The organism is Sphingobium sp. EP60837, assembly GCF_001658005.1.
Taxonomy (GTDB): Bacteria; Pseudomonadota; Alphaproteobacteria; order Sphingomonadales; family Sphingomonadaceae; genus Sphingobium; species Sphingobium tyrosinilyticum.
Map to the genome: position 1 here is coordinate 1,281,892 of NZ_CP015986.1, position 19,311 is coordinate 1,301,202.

Genomic DNA, 19,311 nt, shown 5'->3' on the forward strand with positions numbered 1-19,311 from the left:
CCGCCCCTGCCCCCCGCCCTGCCCTACTGTCGGCGGGACGACAGGCTGGCGCGGCCGATATGCCCGCGCGGCCATTGCGTGCGCCCGTTGCTTCTGCACAATAGGCACACCGATCTTGCATCCGTCCCGTCCGGGGCGGATTTCCCCTTTCAGTTCAAGGACCAGCGCCGCCCATGGACCTGCATTATCTGACGGTCATCCTGCTTGGCATCGTCGAAGGGCTCACCGAGTTCCTGCCGGTTTCCTCCACCGGGCACCTGATTTTGGCGAGCGAACTGCTGGGTTATGACGCGTCGGTCTGGGCGATGTTCAATGTCGTCATTCAGCTGGGCGCGATCCTGGCGGTGGTGGTGCTGTATTGGCGCACATTCTGGGCGGTCGGCATGGGACTGCTGCGGCGCGAACCGACCAGCTGGCGTTTCCTGCGCAATTTGGTGCTTGCCTTCATCCCCTCTGCGGTCATTGGGCTGGCGTTACACGATTATATCGAGATGCTGCTGGGCGCGCCCCACGTGGTCGCTTGGGCGCTGATCGCGGGCGGCGTTGCGGTCCTGCTGATCGAGCGGATGATCCAGGCCGGGCGCTTCCATGGCATTGCCGACATTCCGCTGGTGCGCGTGCTGGGCATCGGCTTGATCCAATGTATCTCGATGATCCCAGGGGTCAGCCGGTCGGGCGCGACGATCATGGGCGCGCTGGCGCTGGGCGTGGAGCGGCGGACAGCGGCTGAGTTCAGCTTCTTCCTCGCCATCCCCACGATGTTGGGCGCAACGACGCTGGAACTGCTGAAGAAGGGCGAGAAGATCACGTCGGCGGCGGTAGGATGGGACAGCATCGCCTTGGGCTTTGTCGTATCCTTTATCGTTGCGCTGCTGGTGATCCGCTGGTTCGTCGGGCTGGTTTCGCGCCATGGTTTTGCGCCCTTCGCTTGGTATCGAATCGTTGTGGGAATCGCGGCGCTGATGTGGCTGGCCTTGCGATAGGGCCGACTTGGAACTAAACTTAGAGCGTATTTTGCCCCTATCGGCGAAATGAGCCAAAAATCCCTCGAATTTAGGTCACAATAGCTGCCTTACTTTTCAAAATCCGCGTGACTCTGCGGGTTTTTCTGCTATGTGCGCCCCTGACTCATTTTAGGGACTCATCATGGCTGACAATCCGATGCTGAAATTCGTGGGAACGGGCCAAGCCTATCCCGAGAAGCGTTCGGCCGATGATCGCGCCGACGACTTCCTGGAAATCAGCCGCAGCTTCCTGCTGGAGCGCGCGGAAGAGCAGGCGTCGCGCTGCTCGCAATGCGGCGTCCCCTATTGCTCGACGCATTGCCCGCTGCACAACCATATTCCGGATTGGCTGCGCCTGACGGCCGAGGGGCGGCTGCGCGAAGCCTATGAGCTGTCGAACCTGACGAGCACCATGCCGGAAATCTGCGGCCGCATCTGCCCGCAGGACCGCCTGTGCGAAGGCAATTGCGTCATCGAATTCTCCGGCCATGGCGCTGTCACCATCGGCTCGGTCGAAAAATACATCACCGACACCGCCTGGAAGGAAGGCTGGGTCGAGCCGCTGGTCCCCGGCAAGCCGCTGGGCCAGTCGGTGGGCGTCATCGGTTCGGGCCCGGCGGGCCTCACCACCGCGGAATATCTGCGCGTCGCTGGTTATGAGGTGCATGTCTATGACCGGCACGACCGCGCGGGCGGGCTGCTGACCTACGGCATCCCAGGCTTCAAGCTGGAGAAGGACGTCGTCATGCGCCGCGTCCAGCGGCTGAAGGATGGCGGCATCATCTTCCATGAAGGTTTCGAGGTCGGCCGCGAGGCAACCCTTGAGGAATTGCGCGCCCGCCATGACGCGATCCTGATTGCGACCGGCGTTTACAAGCCGCGCGACATCAAGGCGCCCGGTGTGGGCGCAGCGGGCGTGGTCAAGGCGCTAGACTTCCTGACCGCCTCCAACCGCGCGGGTTTCGGCGATTCCGTGCCCGAGCATGAAGACGGCACGCTGCATGCGAACGGCAAGAAGGTCGTCGTCATCGGCGGCGGCGACACGGCGATGGACTGCGTCCGCACGGCGATCCGCCAGGGCGCGACTTCGGTGAAGTGCCTCTACCGCCGCGACCGGGACAATATGCCCGGATCGCAGCGTGAAGTGCAGAACGCCGAGGAAGAAGGCGTCGAGTTCGTCTGGCTTTCCGCGCCGATCGCGTTCGAGGGCACGGAGCATGTGACGGGCGTCAAGGTCACCAAGATGCGCCTGGGCCAGCCCGACGCGTCGGGCCGCCGTGCGCCCGAGCCCGATCCGGGCAGCGAATATTCGATGGAAGCCGACCTCGTCATCAAGGCGCTGGGCTATGATCCGGAAGAACTGCCCAAGCTGTTCGGCGCGGACGACCTGTCGGTCACGCGCTGGGGCACGCTGCGCGTCGATCACAAGACGATGATGACCAGCGTCGATGGCGTATTCGCGGCGGGCGACATCGTGCGCGGCGCTTCGCTGGTCGTCTGGGCCATCCGCGACGGTCGGGACGTGACCGAGCATATGCACCGCTACCTGAAGGCCAAGGCCAAGGCAGCGGTGGGCGAGAAAGTCGCCGCCTAAACCGCATATTCAGCCCGTTCGGTTCGCGCTTGTCGAGAACGTGGCACAGAGATTTTGAAGACAAGCATGTCCTGAGCCCGTCGAAGGGCTTGAACCGAACGGAATGACGAGGAGGCATTATGGCCAACACCCCCTATATGGCGAGCCCCGAAGAGCGCGCGCGCCTTGCCGCCGAGGGCATGTATCATCCGGAGATGGAAGGCGACGCCTGCGGCGTGGGCCTGGTCGCGGCGACCGATGGCCGGCCGAGCCGCCGTGTGGTCGCTTCGGCGATCGATGCGCTGAAGGCGGTGTGGCACCGTGGCGCGGTCGATGCGGATGGCAAGACCGGCGACGGCGCGGGCATCCATGTCGATCTGCCGGTGCGCTTCTTTGACGACGCGATCGCGGATTCGGGGCACAAGCCCCTGCCCAACCGCCTTGCCGTCGGCATGATCTTCCTGCCGCGCACGGACCTTTCCGCGCAGGAAACCTGCCGCACGATCGTCGAGAGCGAGATCATCGACGCGGGCTACACCATCTATGGCTGGCGCCAGGTGCCGGTGGACGTGTCGGTCATCGGTGAGAAGGCGCAGCGCACGCGCCCCGAGATCGAGCAGATCATGATCGCCGGGCCGATGCCCGAAGAACGCGACATCGCCGAGTTCGAGAAGGACCTTTACCTCATCCGCCGCCGGATCGAGAAGAAGGTGATCGCCGCGCAGATCCAGGATTTCTACATCTGCTCGCTGTCGTGCCGCTCGATCATCTACAAGGGCCTGTTCCTCGCTGAATCGTTGTCGGTCTTCTATCCCGACCTGCAGGATGAGCGGTTCGAGAGCCGGGTGGCGATCTTCCACCAGCGCTATTCGACCAACACCTTCCCGCAATGGTGGCTGGCCCAGCCCTTCCGCACGCTGGCGCATAATGGCGAGATCAACACGATCCGCGGTAACAAGAACTGGATGAAGAGCCACGAGATCAAGATGGCCTCGCTGGCCTTCGGCGATCATTCGGAGGACATCAAGCCGGTGATTCCGGCCGGTGCGTCCGACACCGCCGCGCTCGATGCCGTGTTCGAGGCGATCTGCCGTTCGGGCCGCGATGCGCCGACCGCGAAGCTGATGCTGGTGCCCGAAGCCTGGCAGGCGGCGGCGAACGAAACGCCGCAGTCGCATGTCGATATGTATGAATATCTCGCGTCCGTGATGGAGCCATGGGACGGCCCCGCCGCGCTCGCGATGACCGACGGCCGCTGGGCCGTGGCGGGCGTCGATCGCAACGCGCTGCGTCCGCTGCGCTACACGCTGACCGGCGACAATCTGCTGATCGTGGGTTCGGAAACCGGCATGGTGGTCGTTCCCGAAACCACCATCGTCAAGAAGGGCCGCATGGGCCCCGGCCAGATGATCGCCGTCGATCTGCAGGAAGGCGAAATCTATGACGATCGCGCGATCAAGGACCAGATCGCGAGCGAGCGGCCCTATGCCGAACTGATCAAGGACTTCATGACGATCGGCGATCTGCCGGACGCGGGGCGCGCGCTGCCCGACTGGGACAAGGCGGAGCTGACGCGCCGCCAGGTCGCGGCGAACCTGACGCTGGAGGATATGGAGCTGATCCTCGCCCCGATGGTCGAGGACGCGAAGGAAGCCGTGGGATCGATGGGCGACGACACGCCGCTGGCGGTCATTTCCGACAAGCCGCGCACGGTCAGCCACTTCTTCCGCCAGAATTTCAGCCAGGTCACCAATCCGCCGATCGACAGCTTGCGCGAACGGCATGTGATGAGCCTGAAGACGCGCTTTTCCAACCTCCACAACATTCTGGAGCAGGACGCGCAGAACAGCCATGTGCTGGTGCTGGACTCGCCCGTTCTGACCTCGTCCGAATGGGCGCGGTTGAAGGCGCATTTCGGCCCGGCCGTCGCGGAAATCGACTGCACCTTCCCGGCCGAGGGCGGGCAAGAGCAACTGCGTGCGGCGATCGCCCGCATTCGCGAGGAAGCCGAGCAGGCGGTGCGCGAAGGCCGCACCGAAATCTTCCTGACCGACGAATATGTGAATGAGGACCGGGTCGCCATCGCTGGCGTGCTGGCGGCGGCGGCGGTGCATACGCATCTCGTCCGCAAGGGGCTGCGGAGCTACGCATCGATCAACGTGCGCTGCGCCGAAGCGCTCGACACTCATTATTTCGCGGTGCTGATCGGCGTCGGCGCGACCACGGTGAACGCCTATCTGGCTGAAGCCAGCATCGCCGACCGCCATGGACGCGGCCTATTCGGCGACTTGGACCTCGACCAGTGTTTCGAGCGGTTCCGGGTCGCGATCAACGAGGGCCTGCTGAAGATCATGTCCAAGATGGGCATCGCGGTCGTCAGCAGCTATCGCGGCGGCTATAATTTCGAGGCGGTGGGTCTGTCCCGCGCGCTGGTGAACGACCTCTTCCCCGGCATGCCTGCGAAGATTTCGGGCGAAGGCTATGCCTCGCTGCACCATAACGCCAAGCTGCGGCATGAGGCGGCCTATGACAGCGCGGCGGTGCGTTTGCCCGTCGGCGGCTTCTATCGCCAGCGGAACGGCGGCGAGAGCCATGCCTATTCCGCGCAGTTGATGCACCTGCTGCAGACGGCGGTCGGGACCGACAGCTATTCGACCTATCTGCAGTTCGCGCGCGGCGTGCGCGACCTGCCGCCGGTCTATCTGCGCGACCTGTTGGAGTTCAACTTCGCTCGCGAGGCGGTGCCGATCGACGAGGTCGAGGCGACCACCGAGATCCGCAAGCGCTTCGTGACGCCGGGCATGTCGTTGGGCGCGCTCTCTCCCGAGGCGCACGAGACGCTGGCGATCGCGATGAACCGCATCGGCGCAAAGGCTGTGTCGGGCGAGGGCGGCGAGGATGCGACCCGCTTCAAGCCCTATGAGAATGGCGATAATGCGAACAGCGTGATCAAGCAGATCGCGTCGGGCCGTTTTGGTGTTCACGCGGAATATCTGGGTTCGGCTGAAGAAATCGAGATCAAGGTCGCGCAAGGCGCCAAGCCCGGCGAAGGCGGCCAGCTGCCCGGCTTCAAGGTGACCGAGTTCATCGCCAAGCTGCGCCATTCGACGCCCGGCGTGATGCTGATCTCGCCGCCGCCCCACCATGATATCTACTCGATCGAGGATCTCGCGCAGCTCATCTACGACTGCAAGATGATCAACCCCCGCGCGCGGGTGTGCGTCAAGCTGGTGAGCCAGGCCGGCATCGGCACGGTCGCGGCGGGCGTGGCCAAGGCGCATGCCGACGTCATCCTGGTCGCGGGCCATGTCGGCGGCACGGGCGCGTCGCCCCAGACCTCGATCAAATATGCTGGCACGCCATGGGAAATGGGCCTGTCGGAAGCGAACCAAGTGCTCACCCTCAATGGCCTGCGCCATCGGGTGAAGCTGCGCACCGACGGCGGCCTAAAGACCGGGCGCGACATCGTGATCGCGGCGATCCTGGGCGCGGAAGAGTTTGGCATCGGTACGCTGAGCCTTGTGGCCATGGGCTGCATCATGGTGCGCCAGTGCCACTCGAACACCTGCCCTGTCGGCGTCTGCGTGCAGGATGAAAAGCTGCGGCAGAAGTTCACCGGCACGCCAGAAAAGGTCATTAACCTCATGACCTTCATCGCCGAGGAAGTGCGCGAGATATTGGCGCGGCTGGGCTATCGCAGCCTGGATGAGGTGATCGGCCGCACCGAACTGCTGAAGCAGGTCAATCGCGGCGCCGAGCATCTCGACGATCTCGACCTCAATCCCATCCTGGCCAAGGTGGATGCGCCCGACGATCAGCGGCGCTTCTCCCTCACCGAATGGCGCAACGAGGTGCCCGACAGCCTGGATGCGCAGATGATGCGTGACGCCAAGGCCGTGTTCGAGCGTGGCGAGAAGATGCAGCTGACCTATACGGTCCGCAACACGCATCGCGCGGTCGGCACCAGGCTTTCCGCCGCCGTGACCGAGCGGTTCGGCATGTCCACGCTGGCGGACGGGCATCTGACCGTGCGTTTGCGCGGGTCGGCTGGCCAGTCGCTGGGTGCGTTCCTGTGCAAGGGCATTACGCTGGAAGTCTTTGGCGACGCCAACGACTATGTGGGCAAGGGCCTGTCGGGCGGCACGATCGTCGTGCGCACGACCGTGTCATCGCCGCTGTCGAGCAAGGACAACACGATCATCGGCAACACCGTGCTATACGGCGCGACCGCGGGTAAGCTGTTCGCGGCGGGTCAGGCGGGCGAACGCTTCGCCGTCCGCAACTCGGGCGCGCAGGTCGTCGTGGAAGGCTGCGGGGCCAATGGCTGCGAATATATGACCGGCGGTACGGCTGTGATCCTGGGCCGCACCGGCGCGAACTTCGGCGCGGGCATGACCGGCGGCATGGCCTTCATCCTGGACGAGGACGGCAGCTTCGAGCGGCGCGCCAACCCGGAAAGCATTGTCTGGCAGCGACTGGAAAGCGCCCATTGGGAAGCCCAGTTGAAGGCGTTGATCGCCGAGCATGCGGTGACGACCGACAGCAAGTGGTCGAACACCATCTTGGACGATTGGGACCGCTGGAGGCGCTATGTCTGGCAGGTCTGCCCGAAGGAAATGGTGCACCGGCTGACCCACCCGTTGAGCGATGCGTCTGCTGAGGTGGTCGCCGCGGAATAAGGGACAATGGGGGAGCGAGGCGGATGTCTCGCTCCCCTTTTCGTGCTTCGCTTGTGGGATAAGGCCCCCTTTCCGACCCTACCCTTCAATAAGAGGTGGCGGTCACAGGCGAAGCCGTAGCTACGCTGCCTTGGGCGATTTGAACCGGCTGGGACCCGTCACTCTCGCCTGCTGCAAACCGCTCGATATTCGCGGGTAGCCGGACCGGCGTCGGCTGTTCATAATCTTGCGGCAGTGGCGCATCGTCGTCGGCGGAATATTCCTGCGCCATATAGTCGCGTACGGCAGGATCGTCATAGCCGCTCCATCCCCCGCCCATCATCGCCGCCATCTGCCGGTCCGCCAAAGTCGGGCCGCAGCCTTGGCACTTAATATCGGTCGGCCCGCTCAAACCCGTGACGTCCGGTTGTGAGGCGCTCTCCTGCTGCGCGGAATAGGGTATTTCCGCGTCGGTGAAGGCGATGCGCGGCGGCGTCGTCGCATAAAGGCCAAGCGCCAGACCGCCCGCCAGCGCCGCTCCTGCACTCGCCATGCTGAACAACCAGAAACGGGCAGACATGCGACCTTCTCCTTTTGCGCCCGGCGCCCTGTTCGTCATCACCACCGGCAAAAGAAACGCGCATGAAGATCGGTTGTTGCATGGGGCCAAAGCCTTTGCTAAGGGCCGCCTCCTACCAAGGCACCGGCCCCGCCGGTTCCCCGGAAAATGTGCGGTCGTGGCGGAATTGGTAGACGCGCAACGTTGAGGTCGTTGTGGCCGAAAGGCCGTGGAAGTTCGAGTCTTCTCGACCGCACCATTTCTTCTCTCGGGAGAAGCGGAAAGAACCGGCGTCGCGTTGGAGATGCCGCTTGGTCGTTTATGACCGATTGTTCTTGGCTGAAGCGCCGGACAGTGCCGCTTCCTAGATTTTCCCCAACTCATTGCGGATGAAAAGCCGCTCAAGGCTGTCGCGCCGGGGCAGCCCCGCGCCTTCCAAGGATGTCCCGTCCCCACCCTTTCGCCGCGAAGCGCGCCGCGCCGCGAGGTAGCAGGGGTCAAGCAGCGACAGCAGCGTGAGGAGCGGCGCTGTGCCGGGCCACCGCAGCTGGATCAGCCGCCGCCCATATTGCAGCCGCGCGCGGACGCCGCGCGTAAGGGAGCGGGGCACCTTCAGTCCCAATAATTTACGGGCGGTGAGCAGCTGCGTCCGCATCGCGTTGCGCGCATAGGCCGAGCCGAACAGCCGGTTCAATTCCGTCCAATCCGCCTCTTCAAAGTGCGCGGTATAGGATTGCATGTCGAGAAGGTGGCGCAGATCGATCCGGCCCCGCAGATAATCGCGGCCTTTGAGCTGGTCGTGCAGCAGCAGGATGGCGGTGCAAGCGACGGGAGACGGCAGCAGGACCATGCTGCCGGGCAGATCCACTTCACTCGCCGCGCTTGCGAGATCGTCGTAGCGGTAGAAGAGCGTGCTGGGGCTGCCATATTCGGAGTGGAGATCGATCGTCGCGGCATCCTGTGGCCGTGAAAGGACGGCAGGGACGCCCGGCGGAAGATCCAGCGACTCCGGCTGATAGCCAATGCTGCAAAGCTGCTCGATCATGGCGCTGAAGCGATCCGCCGCAACCATAAGATCGATGTCCGCCAGCATCCGGCCCGATCGCTGCTGTGGCGGGCTGTGGGCGAGCCAGGCGGTGCCCTTCAGCAAGATCGGGCGAACGCCATGGGCGTTCATCACCGCAGCCGCTTCATCCAATTGGGCCAGGAGCCGATCGTTGCGCTCGGCATTACGGCTCTCCATCTCGCCCAGGAACAGGTGAACGTCGGGTGGCACGTCCGCCAGGCGTCCGGCGTCGCGCAGCCGCGTCGCGACGGTGGGACTGCACAGCGTTTTGTTGGCAAGAGCGATGATCGCAGGCCAATCGGCAACGGCAGGCATCTCTCCGCGCAGGCAGGCGAGCAGCCCGTGAAGGGGATCAAGCCGCGCCACAGAAAGTGCCAAGCAGCGCTGCCGCCTCGTCCAGATCATCATAATGAAGTTCGCAGGTCCGTGCCGCGCTTACGGTCCGGATCAGCGTGTCGAGTGCGAGCGGATCGGCCTCACCGCTGGCGGAGGCGGCTTCCGAGAGAAGATGTTTGATGAGCGCGGCGGGATGCTGCGGCACCAATTGCGCGCGCGCGCCTCTTACCCGCCGTAGCTTGACGATCCAGCCGACCGGCACCGGACTCTGCTCTGCCATGGCGGGCACAGAGAGGTAGCGCACCCGCCGGCGGTCAGGCCGCCAGTGAACCTGGGTCTCAAGCTGGCCCGGATAACGCAACCCCATCATGGGCCAGGCACCGGATTTGATCGTTGGGAGGAAAGGCAGGCCCTGCACCCTTCCGCGCGAGTCCAGCATGACGATATCGTCGCCATGATAGGCGAAGTCGCATTTGAGCAGCCAGGAGATCAGCGTGGTCTTTCCAGCGCCGGGATGGCCGGTCAGCAGCAACGCCTGCCCGTTGCGGCTCACACAGCCTGCATGAAGGGCCAAGCTCCAGCGGGGATCGTTGATGATGTCCTGTGTGAGTTGCGCCTTGACGATGGTTGCCGCCTGATTGAGCTGCAAGACCGAAGCATGGCCCTCATCGCGGCTGAACAGGCACAAGTCATGGGCTGACCAGAGATGATAGGTCGCGTCGATCGGGCGGTCGGATACCTGCGCCTGCAAATGAGTGAACAGCGGGGCGACATGCCGAACCAGCGCTTCGTCATGATACCGGAGTACGACGCTGCGCCCGCCGAGCGATATTTGCTGGAGCAGGAGGGGAGAAGAGACGGGCGGACGGTTGGTGGCATGCACCAGCCCTGATTGGGACCAGTCCGCCAACACGGTCTTGAGCATCGCCGATGCGGGCGTGAACCCGCGCTCGACAACCTCCTGCGCAAGCTGCGGCAGGCTCACACCCTCTTCCAGGCGGCACCCAATATAGCCGGCGATCTGGTTCAGCTCGAAAAGGGCATGGCGGGACCGCGACACGATAATCGGCTGGTCGTCGATGAAAGTCATCGAGGTCCCCGGAGTAAGGCGCAGCATCAGTTCAGCCCCGTCACGGGCGCTCCGCCCATCTGCCATTTCGTCGCTGAGGTACAAGGTCAGGGTTTATGCGCGCCGCCCTTGTTCCCCGGATTGCCGGGGCCGGTGCCGGGGCCGTCGTTGATCGGCGGGTTGCCCGGAGGCTGCGGGTCCGGGCCGTTGCCGACGCCGTTATTGCCCTTGGGTCCATGACCATGGCCGCCACCGCCGCCGCCGCTCGACTTCGCGATCGCAGCAGAGGAAAGGGAGGTCGATAACATGATCGTCATCGCCGGTGGAACAGTCGCTGCGAAGCGGCCGCAGTTCATGAGAAAACGGCGCCGGTCTTCGACCGCGGACAGGATGGTAGGTTCCTCAGCCAAGGGTAGCCTCCTTTAATGCAGGGTTGGCTGAAACTACCACCTGCCCGGCGCGGGGCGCAGTGCTATGGCGGGGTATATCAGAAGGTATAACGCGCCCAAAGCCGCGTCAGCGTTCCCGTCCAGCCTCGGCCGCCGTCGCTTGCAGCGGGCTGATCAGATAGCTTGCGATGCTCCGCCTTCCCGTGCGGATATCGGCAGTTACCTCCATACCGGGGATCAAGGAAATCTCGCCACCGTCGCGCGTGCGCCATGTCCGATCCAAAGCGACCCTCGCCACATAGACCAGCCCCAGCTTCTCATCCGGAATAGCATCAGTGCTTATGGTTTCGACTCTGCCCGACACGACTCCGAAGCGGGTGAAGGGGAAGGCGGCGACCTTCACCGCTACGTCCTGGCCGGTGCGCACGAAGCCCACATCCTTGTTGAGCATCTTGACCTCCGCCACGAGCTGCCCTTTGGCAGGGACGATCACCATCAATGGCTTACCCACATCCACTATGCCGCCCACGGTATGCAGGGAAAGCTGCGCCACCGTGCCATCAACTGGGCTCACCAGCCGCTGGAAGGTGGACCTGCGGCTCGCCTTCACCAGCTCTTCCCGCCGCAGGCGCACCTCCGCTTCCGCCTGGGCCAGGTCCTGCAACAGCTTCGCCCGCGCTGCGCCGTCCGACTGGCGGATATTACCGCTGACCGACGCTATCTGGGCGCGCGCCTTTCGCGCCGTCTCTTGCGCGATCTCCCTGTCCTTGATCAGGGCAAGCCGCTGCCGGTTCATCTCGATCAGACGCAGTTTGGAGACATAGCCCTTGGCGAGCAGCTTCTGGTTGGCTTCGATCTGCTGTTCCACAAGGGGAAGCGTTTCGCTGATCTTGGCAGTCTGCAGCATCGCTTCGGAATAGGCTGAACTTGCCGCCTGCCGCTCTGCGTCGTGCATCGAGGAACTCCCCTGGATATTTTCCAGCTCCGCCCGCGCAAGCGCCGTCTGAACATCGACAACGGACTGAGGCGTGCCCGGCGGTGGGAGAAAGACGAGGCCCTTTCCATCGAGCGATGACAGGACCGCCCTGCTCCGCGCCGCCTGCAATTCCGCGGTCTCCAGCGCCTTTTGCGCTTGCGCCGTATCTGCTGAAGACAAGGTGGGGTCCAGCTCCACCAGCACCTGCCCCTTTTTGACAGGCTGGCTCTCCCGCACCAGAATCGCGCGCACGACCCCGCCGTCTGCAGCCTGGATGACCTTCACGGCATCCGTCGGCGCCAGGCGTCCCGCCGCCGATACGACGATGTCCAGCCGCCCGAGGATCAGCCATAAAATGGCGATCGCCACCCCTGCGGCAAGGATCATGGCGGTATAGCGGGCTGTTGGAGATACCGGGCGTTCGATTATCTCGAGAGCGGCGGGCAGGAAATCGACATCATCGACCTGCGTCATCGACCGGCTGCGCGCCTTCTCTTCCTTTATCAGCTGGCGCGCCATCGCCCAGTGGTTCGCAAGGCTCGTCATTCTTCCGTCAGCCCATTTTGCAAGCGGAAGAGCAAGGCGTAGCGGCCATTGAGCGCCATCAGCTCCTCATGGGTTCCACGCTCGACTATCCGCCCCTTCTCCATCGCGATGATCGTCTCGCAGGTCCTCACCGCAGACAGGCGGTGGGCGATGATGAGGACGGTTCGGCTCCGGGCGATGGCCTGAAGATTGTTCTGGATGATCGCCTCGCTCTCTGCGTCGAGGGCCGATGTGGCTTCGTCGAAGACCAGGATGCGGGGCTTGGTGACGAGCGCGCGGGCGATTGCGATGCGCTGCCGCTGCCCTCCCGACAGGTTGACGCCCCGTTCCTCGATCATCGTGTCATAGCCGTGCGGCAGCGCCATGATAAAGTCGTGCGCGCCCGCCAATTTCGCCGCCGCGATGACCTGCGGCAGGGGCGTCGCCGGGTCGGCCAGTGCGATATTTTCCCGCAGGCTGCGATTGAAAAGCAGATTTTCCTGAAGGACCACGCCGATCTGCCGCCGCAGCCATGCGGGCTCCACCTGCGCAATGTCGATATCATCGACGAGGATGCGGCCGCCGGCGGGCAGGTACATGCGCTGCAGCAGCTTGGCAAGCGTCGATTTGCCCGATCCCGAGGAGCCGACAATGCCGACCGACCCACCGGCGGGAATGGCGAGATTGATGTCGCGCAGGATCCACGGGCCCTCGTCCGAATAACGAAAGCGGACGCCTTCGAACCGGACTTCGCCCTTCATGGATGGGAGCGCCAGGCGGGACGTCGAGCTGGGCTCCGGCTGCGCGTTCAGCACCTCCCCCAGCCGATCGACGGAGAGCCGCACCTGCTGAAAATCCTGCCACAGCTGAGCCATGCGGATCACGGGGCCAGACACGCGCTGCGCGAACATGTTGAACGCCACCAGCCCGCCCACCGACAAGGTTCCGGCGATGACCTCCTTCGCACCGAAATAGAGAATGGCAGCAAGACTGAGCTTCGAGATCAGCTGCACCATCTGGCTGCTGCCGTTGCCGAGATTGATCGCCCGCTGGCTGGCGGCGCTGTAGGAGGCCAGCTGCATCTCCCAGCGACGCTGCCATTGCGGCTCGACAGCCGCCGCTTTGATCGTCTGCATGCCCGAGACGCTCTCGATAAGGAGGGCGTTGGTCGCCGCGCTGCGTTCGAACTTCTCGCTCAACCTCTGGCGCAACGGCCCGGTGACCATGAAGGACACGGCGAAATAGGCAGGCAGCGTCAGCATCGCGACGCAGGCGAGCATCGGGGAATAGAGCCACATCGCGATCAGGAAGACGATGGTGAATGGCGGATCGACCAGGACCGACAAGGACGCGTTGGTCAGGAACTCGCGGATGGATTCAAGCTGCCTTGCCCGCGTCACGGTATCGCCGACGCGCCGCCCTTCGAAATAAGCGAGCGGCAGGCGCATCAGATGGCGGAACAGCCGGGATCCAAGCTCAACATCGATCTTCTGGCTCGTTTCGGAATAGATGCGCGTCCGCAGCCAGCCGAAGGCGACCTCCCAGCAGGACACGATCACAAAGCCGAGCATGAGGACCTGCAGGGTCGCCATGCTGTTATAGACCAGCACCTTGTCGATCACATTCTGGAAGAAAAGCGGCGCCGCAAGGCCCAGCAAATTGAGGCACAAGGTGATGAGCAGCACTTCACCGATAAGGCGGCGATAGCGCACGATCTGGGGAATGAACCAGCGCAGGTCGAAGCGCGGCTTGGCGCCAACGACGCCGGCGCGCGTGGCGATCAGCACGAGTTCGCCGGACCAGATATCGCCAAGCGCGTCGTGCGTCATCTTTTGCACGCCTTCGCCGGGACGGTGGATCATGACGCCGTCGTCCGTGACCCGGCCCATGATGAACCACTCGTCCGTTCCGCGCGCCAAGGCAGGCAAGGCAGCGCGCTTCAGACGGTCCCCGCCGGGCTCCACGGCGCGGGCGCGAACCCCTTCGTGACGCTTGGCCAGGCGAAGCATGTCGCGCGTATCGAGCGGATCGGAATGACCCAATTCGTGCCGCAATAGCTTTGGGTCGGCGGAAATGCCGTGCATGCCAAGCAAGGCCGCCAAAGCGGCCGGCCCGCTATCTGCAGGCGGCACGCGCTTACCTTGTCGATCAGCGGCTTGTGCGTTCATCGTCCGTCGTTCAGCTCCGCAGCGGACGGAGTCGCAAAGATACTGGCCCAGCGCCCGCCGATCGCTGGTTTTGGCTCACCGCATGGGGCATGCAGACCCGAGCCGCACAGAGGCATTTTCTGAAATTTCCCACCCCGAGGACCGGCCAGAACGCCTGTCAGCATGCGCGCAGAATAACTGACGCAGCCGTGCATTTCCGATCGGTCAAACAGCGCTGTCATTCCTGCTCCAGCTAGCGTCAAGTTGATGGAGCCGTTGAAATGACAGAAGACCATAAATTTACGGTGAACTGCTCAACAGTTAAGTGCAGCGCGTTCCAGATGATGCACGGAATAACATTCAGTCAATGAGCCTGGAACCACTGATTTTTCCGCACGCACTTAAATAAAATATGATTTATCTACTAAAAACAACGAACTGCTTGGAAGATGGCGACGCACCGATCGAGTCCCTGATGCAATAGGACAGGTTTTCTGCACATTTTGTGAGCAACCGGATGGATGAAGGTGCGTCCATTCGGCTTGCTGATCAGACGAACGGAAAAATCCCTCAGGAACCGAAGCTCCGCTCATTGATAATAAAAGACAATTTTCCGATGCGATTTCGTAACGATTTGCCGTTATCTTGCGATGGACATGCTTCAGCAGCATCTTCGATTCAGCCTGTAAATATAGCGTTCATAAATCTGTGGTCATTCGTCCGGTCCGCCCGGGGAGGGCTGCACGCAGATTTTGGGAGAAGCGGAATGGGGCGCATAAACGGAACGGTCATAAATGACCTGCTGAAGGGAACGACGTTAGCCGACAGCATCTATGGCGGCGCAGGCGACGATCAAATCTGGGGCGATCTGGGCGACGATTATATTGAAGGCGGCGACGGCCACGACATTCTGCACGGCCAGGGCGGCGTCGATTATATCAAGGGCGGCCTAGGCGATGATCAGATCTGGGGCGAAGACGGAAACGACAAGCTCGACGGCGGCGATGGCAATGACCGGCTCTATGGCGGTATCGGCAACAACATCATGTCGGGCGGCACAGGAAATGACTGGATCGAGGGGGGCGACGGCCATGACCAGATCCTGGGCGATATCGGCAACGACACCATCTATGCCGGAGGCGGTCGCGATTATATCGACGGTGGTGCTGGCGACGATATCATCTATGCCGGCGCGGGCGACGATGGCTTCCTGAACGAGATCAACCCGGCGACCGGACTGATGACGTCTCAGGCTGTGGGCGGCGGCGCTGGTAATGACTGGATCTACGGCGAGGACGGCAACGACAAGTTGAAGGGCCAGTCAGGCGACGACCATGTCTTCGGCGGCAACGGCAATGATCGCGTTGATGGCGGTGACGGCAATAATTTCCTCTACGGCGACGCAGGCGATGACATTCTCGATTCCGAATGGGGCATGGATCGTCTCTATGGCGGCACAGGCCGCGATACGATGGAAGCCGGAGCAGGCAATGACTTTCTCGACGGCGGAGCGGACGCGGACTCGCTGAACGGCGAGGCGGGTGTCGATATCCTCTATGGTGGTGACGGCGATGACCTGCTGCTGGGCGGCGACGGCGCGGACGAGCTGCACGGCGATGCCGGGTTCGACAAGCTGACGGGCGAACTTGGCGCGGACAAGCTGTGGGGCGGCGCGGGCGCTGACTGGTTCGTCTTCAAGGGCGCTGGAGCATTGGACGGCGGCGACCAGATCCAGGATTTCGAGGACGGCGTGGATCGCATCGTGCTGGAGAAGCTGGGCGTCAGCAAATATGCAGCGGGCGGGGCACCGGGCACCATATTCGCGCGGAATGGCGCATCGGGCAACGTGCTGCTGGACGTGGTCACATCGGCCGGGGTTAAGTTCAGCATCGACATTGCAGACCCTACGGCCACGCTGTCGGCGCAGAATTTTTCATCAAGCGATTTTCTTTTCGCCTGAACCTGTTTTCGCAAAAGTAATCGGGCCGCTCTGAAACGGGCGGCCCGAGATCAACAATTATGCACTAGGCAGCATTGCTTGGTCGTAGCGAGTGCCGAACGGGTGCCTGCCGCCAGCCGGGCGGCCGATTCAGTGCCTCTCTGGATGAGCAGAGCCAGGGACGTCAGGCGGGTTGATGCGGGTTTGTAGCGAATCGACGCCATCATGGCCCTTGCCATCGCGGCCGCCGTCAGCGCCACCGCCCCCGCCGCCGCCACTTGAGGCCGCAATCGCTGCGGACGTCAGCGAGGTCGAAAGCATGATCGTCATCGCAGGCGGCACGGTCACTGCGAAACGCCCGCAGCTCTGAAGAAAACGGCGTCGATCTTCTTTCACACCAACGGGGGCATCATCCTCGGTCATGACAAACTCCTGCGACACTCGAATGGCGAACGCTACCACCCCGCGGGTTGCCGACCGATTGCAAACAAGGATGATATCCAATGGTATAGGTGCCCGCAACGCCGGGTAGAGCCAGGGCCTAACCTTCGATCAACTCAAGCGTCGTCGTCGATCATCCCGATGGCTGGGAAGATATGTCTGATCCTGCTGCGGTGGATGGACGCAGTAACCTTGTCGCGATGCTGGGTCAGGCTAATGAGATTGCAGTCTCGCGCGCTCAGCCTGCCTATCGTCCAAAGCGACAGCGCGCCATCGTCCTGCAACTGCACCAACACGTCAGCGCCTATCGAGGCAGGCTTTACCCTGTCGAGAATGATGCGCTCTCCTGCCCGGAAACGCGGTTCCATCGCTTCGCTGGGAATGTAGATAGCGAAATAGCGGTTTGCATCCCCCAGGGCGAACGGAGGCGACATGAAGGCCGCGGGCCGGGCCAGATCGCCTTCCCAAATCTCCAGCTCGCCTGCCAACGACAGGCTCTCCTCGGCAGGAAACAGGAGCGATGCCGCGTAAATCGGGATTTGCCGCTGGTTTGGCATCGAAAAAGACAGGGGCCTTTCCTTCAGCATGACCGGAGCAGCAACCGTGGACGAGGGCGTGGTTCCGATCGCCTCACACATGGCGAAGGGTTCAGGAAACGCCTCCTTCAATTTCGCGATGCTACGCGACGACAGGGAATAGCCGACAGACGGCGACGATCCGACGGCATGCCTCTCCCGGTGTCAACGGGTCGAGCCACTCGCGCAACATGTTGTCGATCCAGACTATCGCGCTGTAGAAGCCGCCTTCCAGCAAGCGGGGATCCATCCGGTGTTCCATCGAAGTGAAATAGTCTTCAGGGAAATCCTTCAGGGCTTCCGATAAAATGGTGATGAACATGAAAATGGCGGTGGAATAGACAGACGCCTTATATTGGAAATGCAGTTCCGCTCGGTCCAGTGAGGGACCACCCTGTGCGCTGCACTCCTCAATGAAGAGATCGATCATGCGGTTCACCAGCTCGATATGCTTTTCCGGCTCAGGCATCATCATCATGCCACTGAGCGCCTGGGCGAGGCTCGCCTGACCCGCGCCGCCCCAGTCGAGTAACCCAGCGTGAAGTTGGCCCCCCTCGTCCCGCCAGAACCAGGCATTATCGACATTTAAATTGATGTGACACAAGCCGGTATAATCGACATCTGACAGCAGGTAGGCGAGCACCGCATCCTTGTGCTCCAACCCGAACAGCACATCCTCGCGCCATCTCGCGAGGAACTGCGGGCGGGTCACCTCTGGTGCGAATAGGTGCGGCGCGACCCGGCCGATAAAGTCGATCAGCCGATCGAGCGCGGGCTCGGGGTGCGCGATCGGCTCGAAATCGCGCGCAGCGGCGGCGAAGGGAAAAATCTCTTCCAGATCATGGCCGAGGTCGCCGCGCTTATGCGCCGCCACCAAGCGGGCAAGGTTGCGCGTAAGTACCGCATAATGTTCTTCTACGCAGGGCACCTCATGATCGTAGCCCTTGCGATAAGCGGGCTCGACGGTGCCGACGCCGAATGGAACCCGTTCCGTTATGAGGATATAATTTCCCGTATGCGAACTATGGTCGCCGAAATAATAGCGGCTGACGGTGACGGGGAGTTGCCGTTCGCGCGACAAACGAGCCATTCGAATCTCGCCATCGGACAGGCGGAGAAGCCCATATTTGTGATGAGCGTCGGCCGGCGGGAACTTTACGAACAGGTGCGTCTGCAATCCAGGCTCGTCCCGTGCATAGGCCAAGGTGAGCAGGCCGTTTTCCGACGCCCCGCGAATGTCCAGCTTGTTGAGGGAAACGATCTGCGTAACGCGATTGTCTGCCGAGAGCGCGCCAGATGCCCGAAATGCGGCGGTTAGGAAGGCCGGCCCCGCTTCCCGGAGTCCCGCAAGATCGATTGGAAATTCAAGTCCATAATGGTCGCCCGGTGAGACCTGCCGATGTCGCGCGGTGAAGGTGTCGTAATCCAGCGTGGCCTTCACCACCGCCGGAACAGGGCCGAGCGCGTCAGCATTCACCCAGCCGGCGGGGCTGGCGATGCGGACGCACTGGCGGCCGCCGACGTCCCTCCCGCGTTCCGCACACACCACCAGCACTCCGCTGGGCAGATGATGAAGTTGCCGGCTATCGCTAGCCACGCCCGCCCGCACGACGGCACCGTTGGGCGCGACAATCCGGTATCGCGTACCGGGCGACAATGCGAGGTCTTCAATCATGGGCCGTCATCTCTCCAAACTCCTACACGCAGCCTTACCTGGCAGGCGCTTATATTACAGTACAATGTGCATTTATTGCGGTAAAGCGGATTATTTTGAGAGGGTGTGGCACCAGAGGGTTCATCGCGATGGTCCGGAACCGTTTTCAGTCCTCATCGTCCATGAAGACGTCACAGCCCCTAACGAATGAGGACACGCAGAACATTCGCAAGAATTTCTGGATAACCTTGCATCGGTCGCGATCTGTCATCGGCGAGTGCTGCCAGGATCGGCGCCCAGCATGGATATGATGCCGACGCTATTGAACACCATTCTGCTTAGGACTGGCATATCGCGCCCCAATAGGGCGAACCAGATCCAGGAATTCTTGTTATAGAAA

13 protein-coding genes and 1 tRNA gene are annotated in these 19,311 nt (G+C 62.6%); 5 read left to right on the top strand and 9 right to left on the bottom strand.

The genetic code is table 11. The annotated features are described in order from the left end of the window. Positions 1-173 precede the first annotated feature (173 nt). From EP837_RS06275 to gltB, 3 genes are all read left to right on the top strand, one after another. A complete protein-coding gene (locus EP837_RS06275) occupies positions 174-983 on the top strand; it encodes an undecaprenyl-diphosphate phosphatase (RefSeq protein WP_066525509.1) in 810 nt (269 codons plus the stop codon). Between the two features lie 163 nt (positions 984-1,146). Continuing rightward, positions 1,147-2,598 carry an NAD(P)-dependent oxidoreductase gene (locus EP837_RS06280; RefSeq protein WP_066525512.1) on the top strand — a complete coding sequence of 484 codons (1,452 nt, stop codon included), beginning with the start codon at positions 1,147-1,149 and terminating at the stop codon, positions 2,596-2,598. A gap of 119 nt (positions 2,599-2,717) precedes the next feature. After that, entirely contained in the window at positions 2,718-7,256 is a 4,539-nt protein-coding gene (gltB, locus tag EP837_RS06285; protein WP_066525515.1) for a glutamate synthase large subunit, read from the top strand. An 85-nt stretch (positions 7,257-7,341) separates the two neighbouring features. Here gltB and EP837_RS06290 read toward each other — a convergent pair whose 3' ends face one another. Then, positions 7,342-7,815: a hypothetical protein gene (locus EP837_RS06290; RefSeq protein WP_066528844.1), complete on the bottom strand. Its 474-nt coding sequence runs from the start codon at positions 7,813-7,815 to the stop codon at positions 7,342-7,344. 151 nt (positions 7,816-7,966) lie between these two features. Here EP837_RS06290 and EP837_RS06295 point away from each other — a divergent pair. Continuing rightward, positions 7,967-8,053 (top strand) — tRNA-Leu (locus EP837_RS06295). Between the two features lie 105 nt (positions 8,054-8,158). Here the strand turns inward: EP837_RS06295 and EP837_RS06300 are convergent. From EP837_RS06300 to EP837_RS06320, 5 genes are all read right to left on the bottom strand, one after another. Next, positions 8,159-9,238, bottom strand: a complete 1,080-nt coding sequence (locus tag EP837_RS06300) for a nucleotidyltransferase family protein (protein ID WP_197486318.1) — start codon at positions 9,236-9,238, stop codon at positions 8,159-8,161. Further along, complete coding sequence (locus EP837_RS06305; RefSeq protein WP_156518412.1) at positions 9,213-10,286, bottom strand: hypothetical protein; 1,074 nt, start codon at positions 10,284-10,286, stop codon at positions 9,213-9,215. The genes EP837_RS06300 and EP837_RS06305 overlap by 26 nt, the downstream gene beginning before the upstream one ends. Positions 10,287-10,372: 86 nt before the next feature. Continuing rightward, positions 10,373-10,675, bottom strand: coding sequence for a hypothetical protein (locus tag EP837_RS06310; protein WP_066525521.1), 303 nt, complete (start codon positions 10,673-10,675; stop codon positions 10,373-10,375). A gap of 106 nt (positions 10,676-10,781) precedes the next feature. After that, entirely contained in the window at positions 10,782-12,176 is a 1,395-nt protein-coding gene (locus EP837_RS06315) for an HlyD family type I secretion periplasmic adaptor subunit (RefSeq protein WP_066525523.1), read from the bottom strand. Next, positions 12,173-14,323 (bottom strand): type I secretion system permease/ATPase, encoded by a 2,151-nt coding sequence (locus EP837_RS06320; protein ID WP_066525526.1) that lies wholly within the window; start codon positions 14,321-14,323, stop codon positions 12,173-12,175. Before EP837_RS06320 ends, EP837_RS06315 begins: the two co-directional genes overlap by 4 nt. Positions 14,324-15,068: 745 nt before the next feature. Here EP837_RS06320 and EP837_RS06325 point away from each other — a divergent pair. After that, the gene (locus tag EP837_RS06325) at positions 15,069-16,262 is read left to right on the top strand and encodes a calcium-binding protein (protein WP_066525528.1); all 1,194 of its coding nucleotides are present in this window, start codon (positions 15,069-15,071) and stop codon (positions 16,260-16,262) included. A gap of 129 nt (positions 16,263-16,391) precedes the next feature. On the opposite strand, the gene EP837_RS06330 is transcribed toward EP837_RS06325, so the two are convergent. The 3 genes from EP837_RS06330 to EP837_RS06340 all read right to left on the bottom strand — a co-directional run bounded on the left by EP837_RS06330 (position 16,392) and on the right by EP837_RS06340 (position 18,932). Continuing rightward, positions 16,392-16,664, bottom strand: a complete 273-nt coding sequence (locus EP837_RS06330; protein WP_066525530.1) for a hypothetical protein — start codon at positions 16,662-16,664, stop codon at positions 16,392-16,394. A 134-nt stretch (positions 16,665-16,798) separates the two neighbouring features. Next, positions 16,799-17,350, bottom strand: coding sequence for a S24 family peptidase (locus tag EP837_RS06335; RefSeq protein WP_066525533.1), 552 nt, complete (start codon positions 17,348-17,350; stop codon positions 16,799-16,801). Between the two features lie 10 nt (positions 17,351-17,360). Then, positions 17,361-18,932, bottom strand: coding sequence for a hypothetical protein (locus tag EP837_RS06340; protein WP_066525534.1), 1,572 nt, complete (start codon positions 18,930-18,932; stop codon positions 17,361-17,363). Between the last annotated feature and the right edge of the window lie 379 nt (positions 18,933-19,311).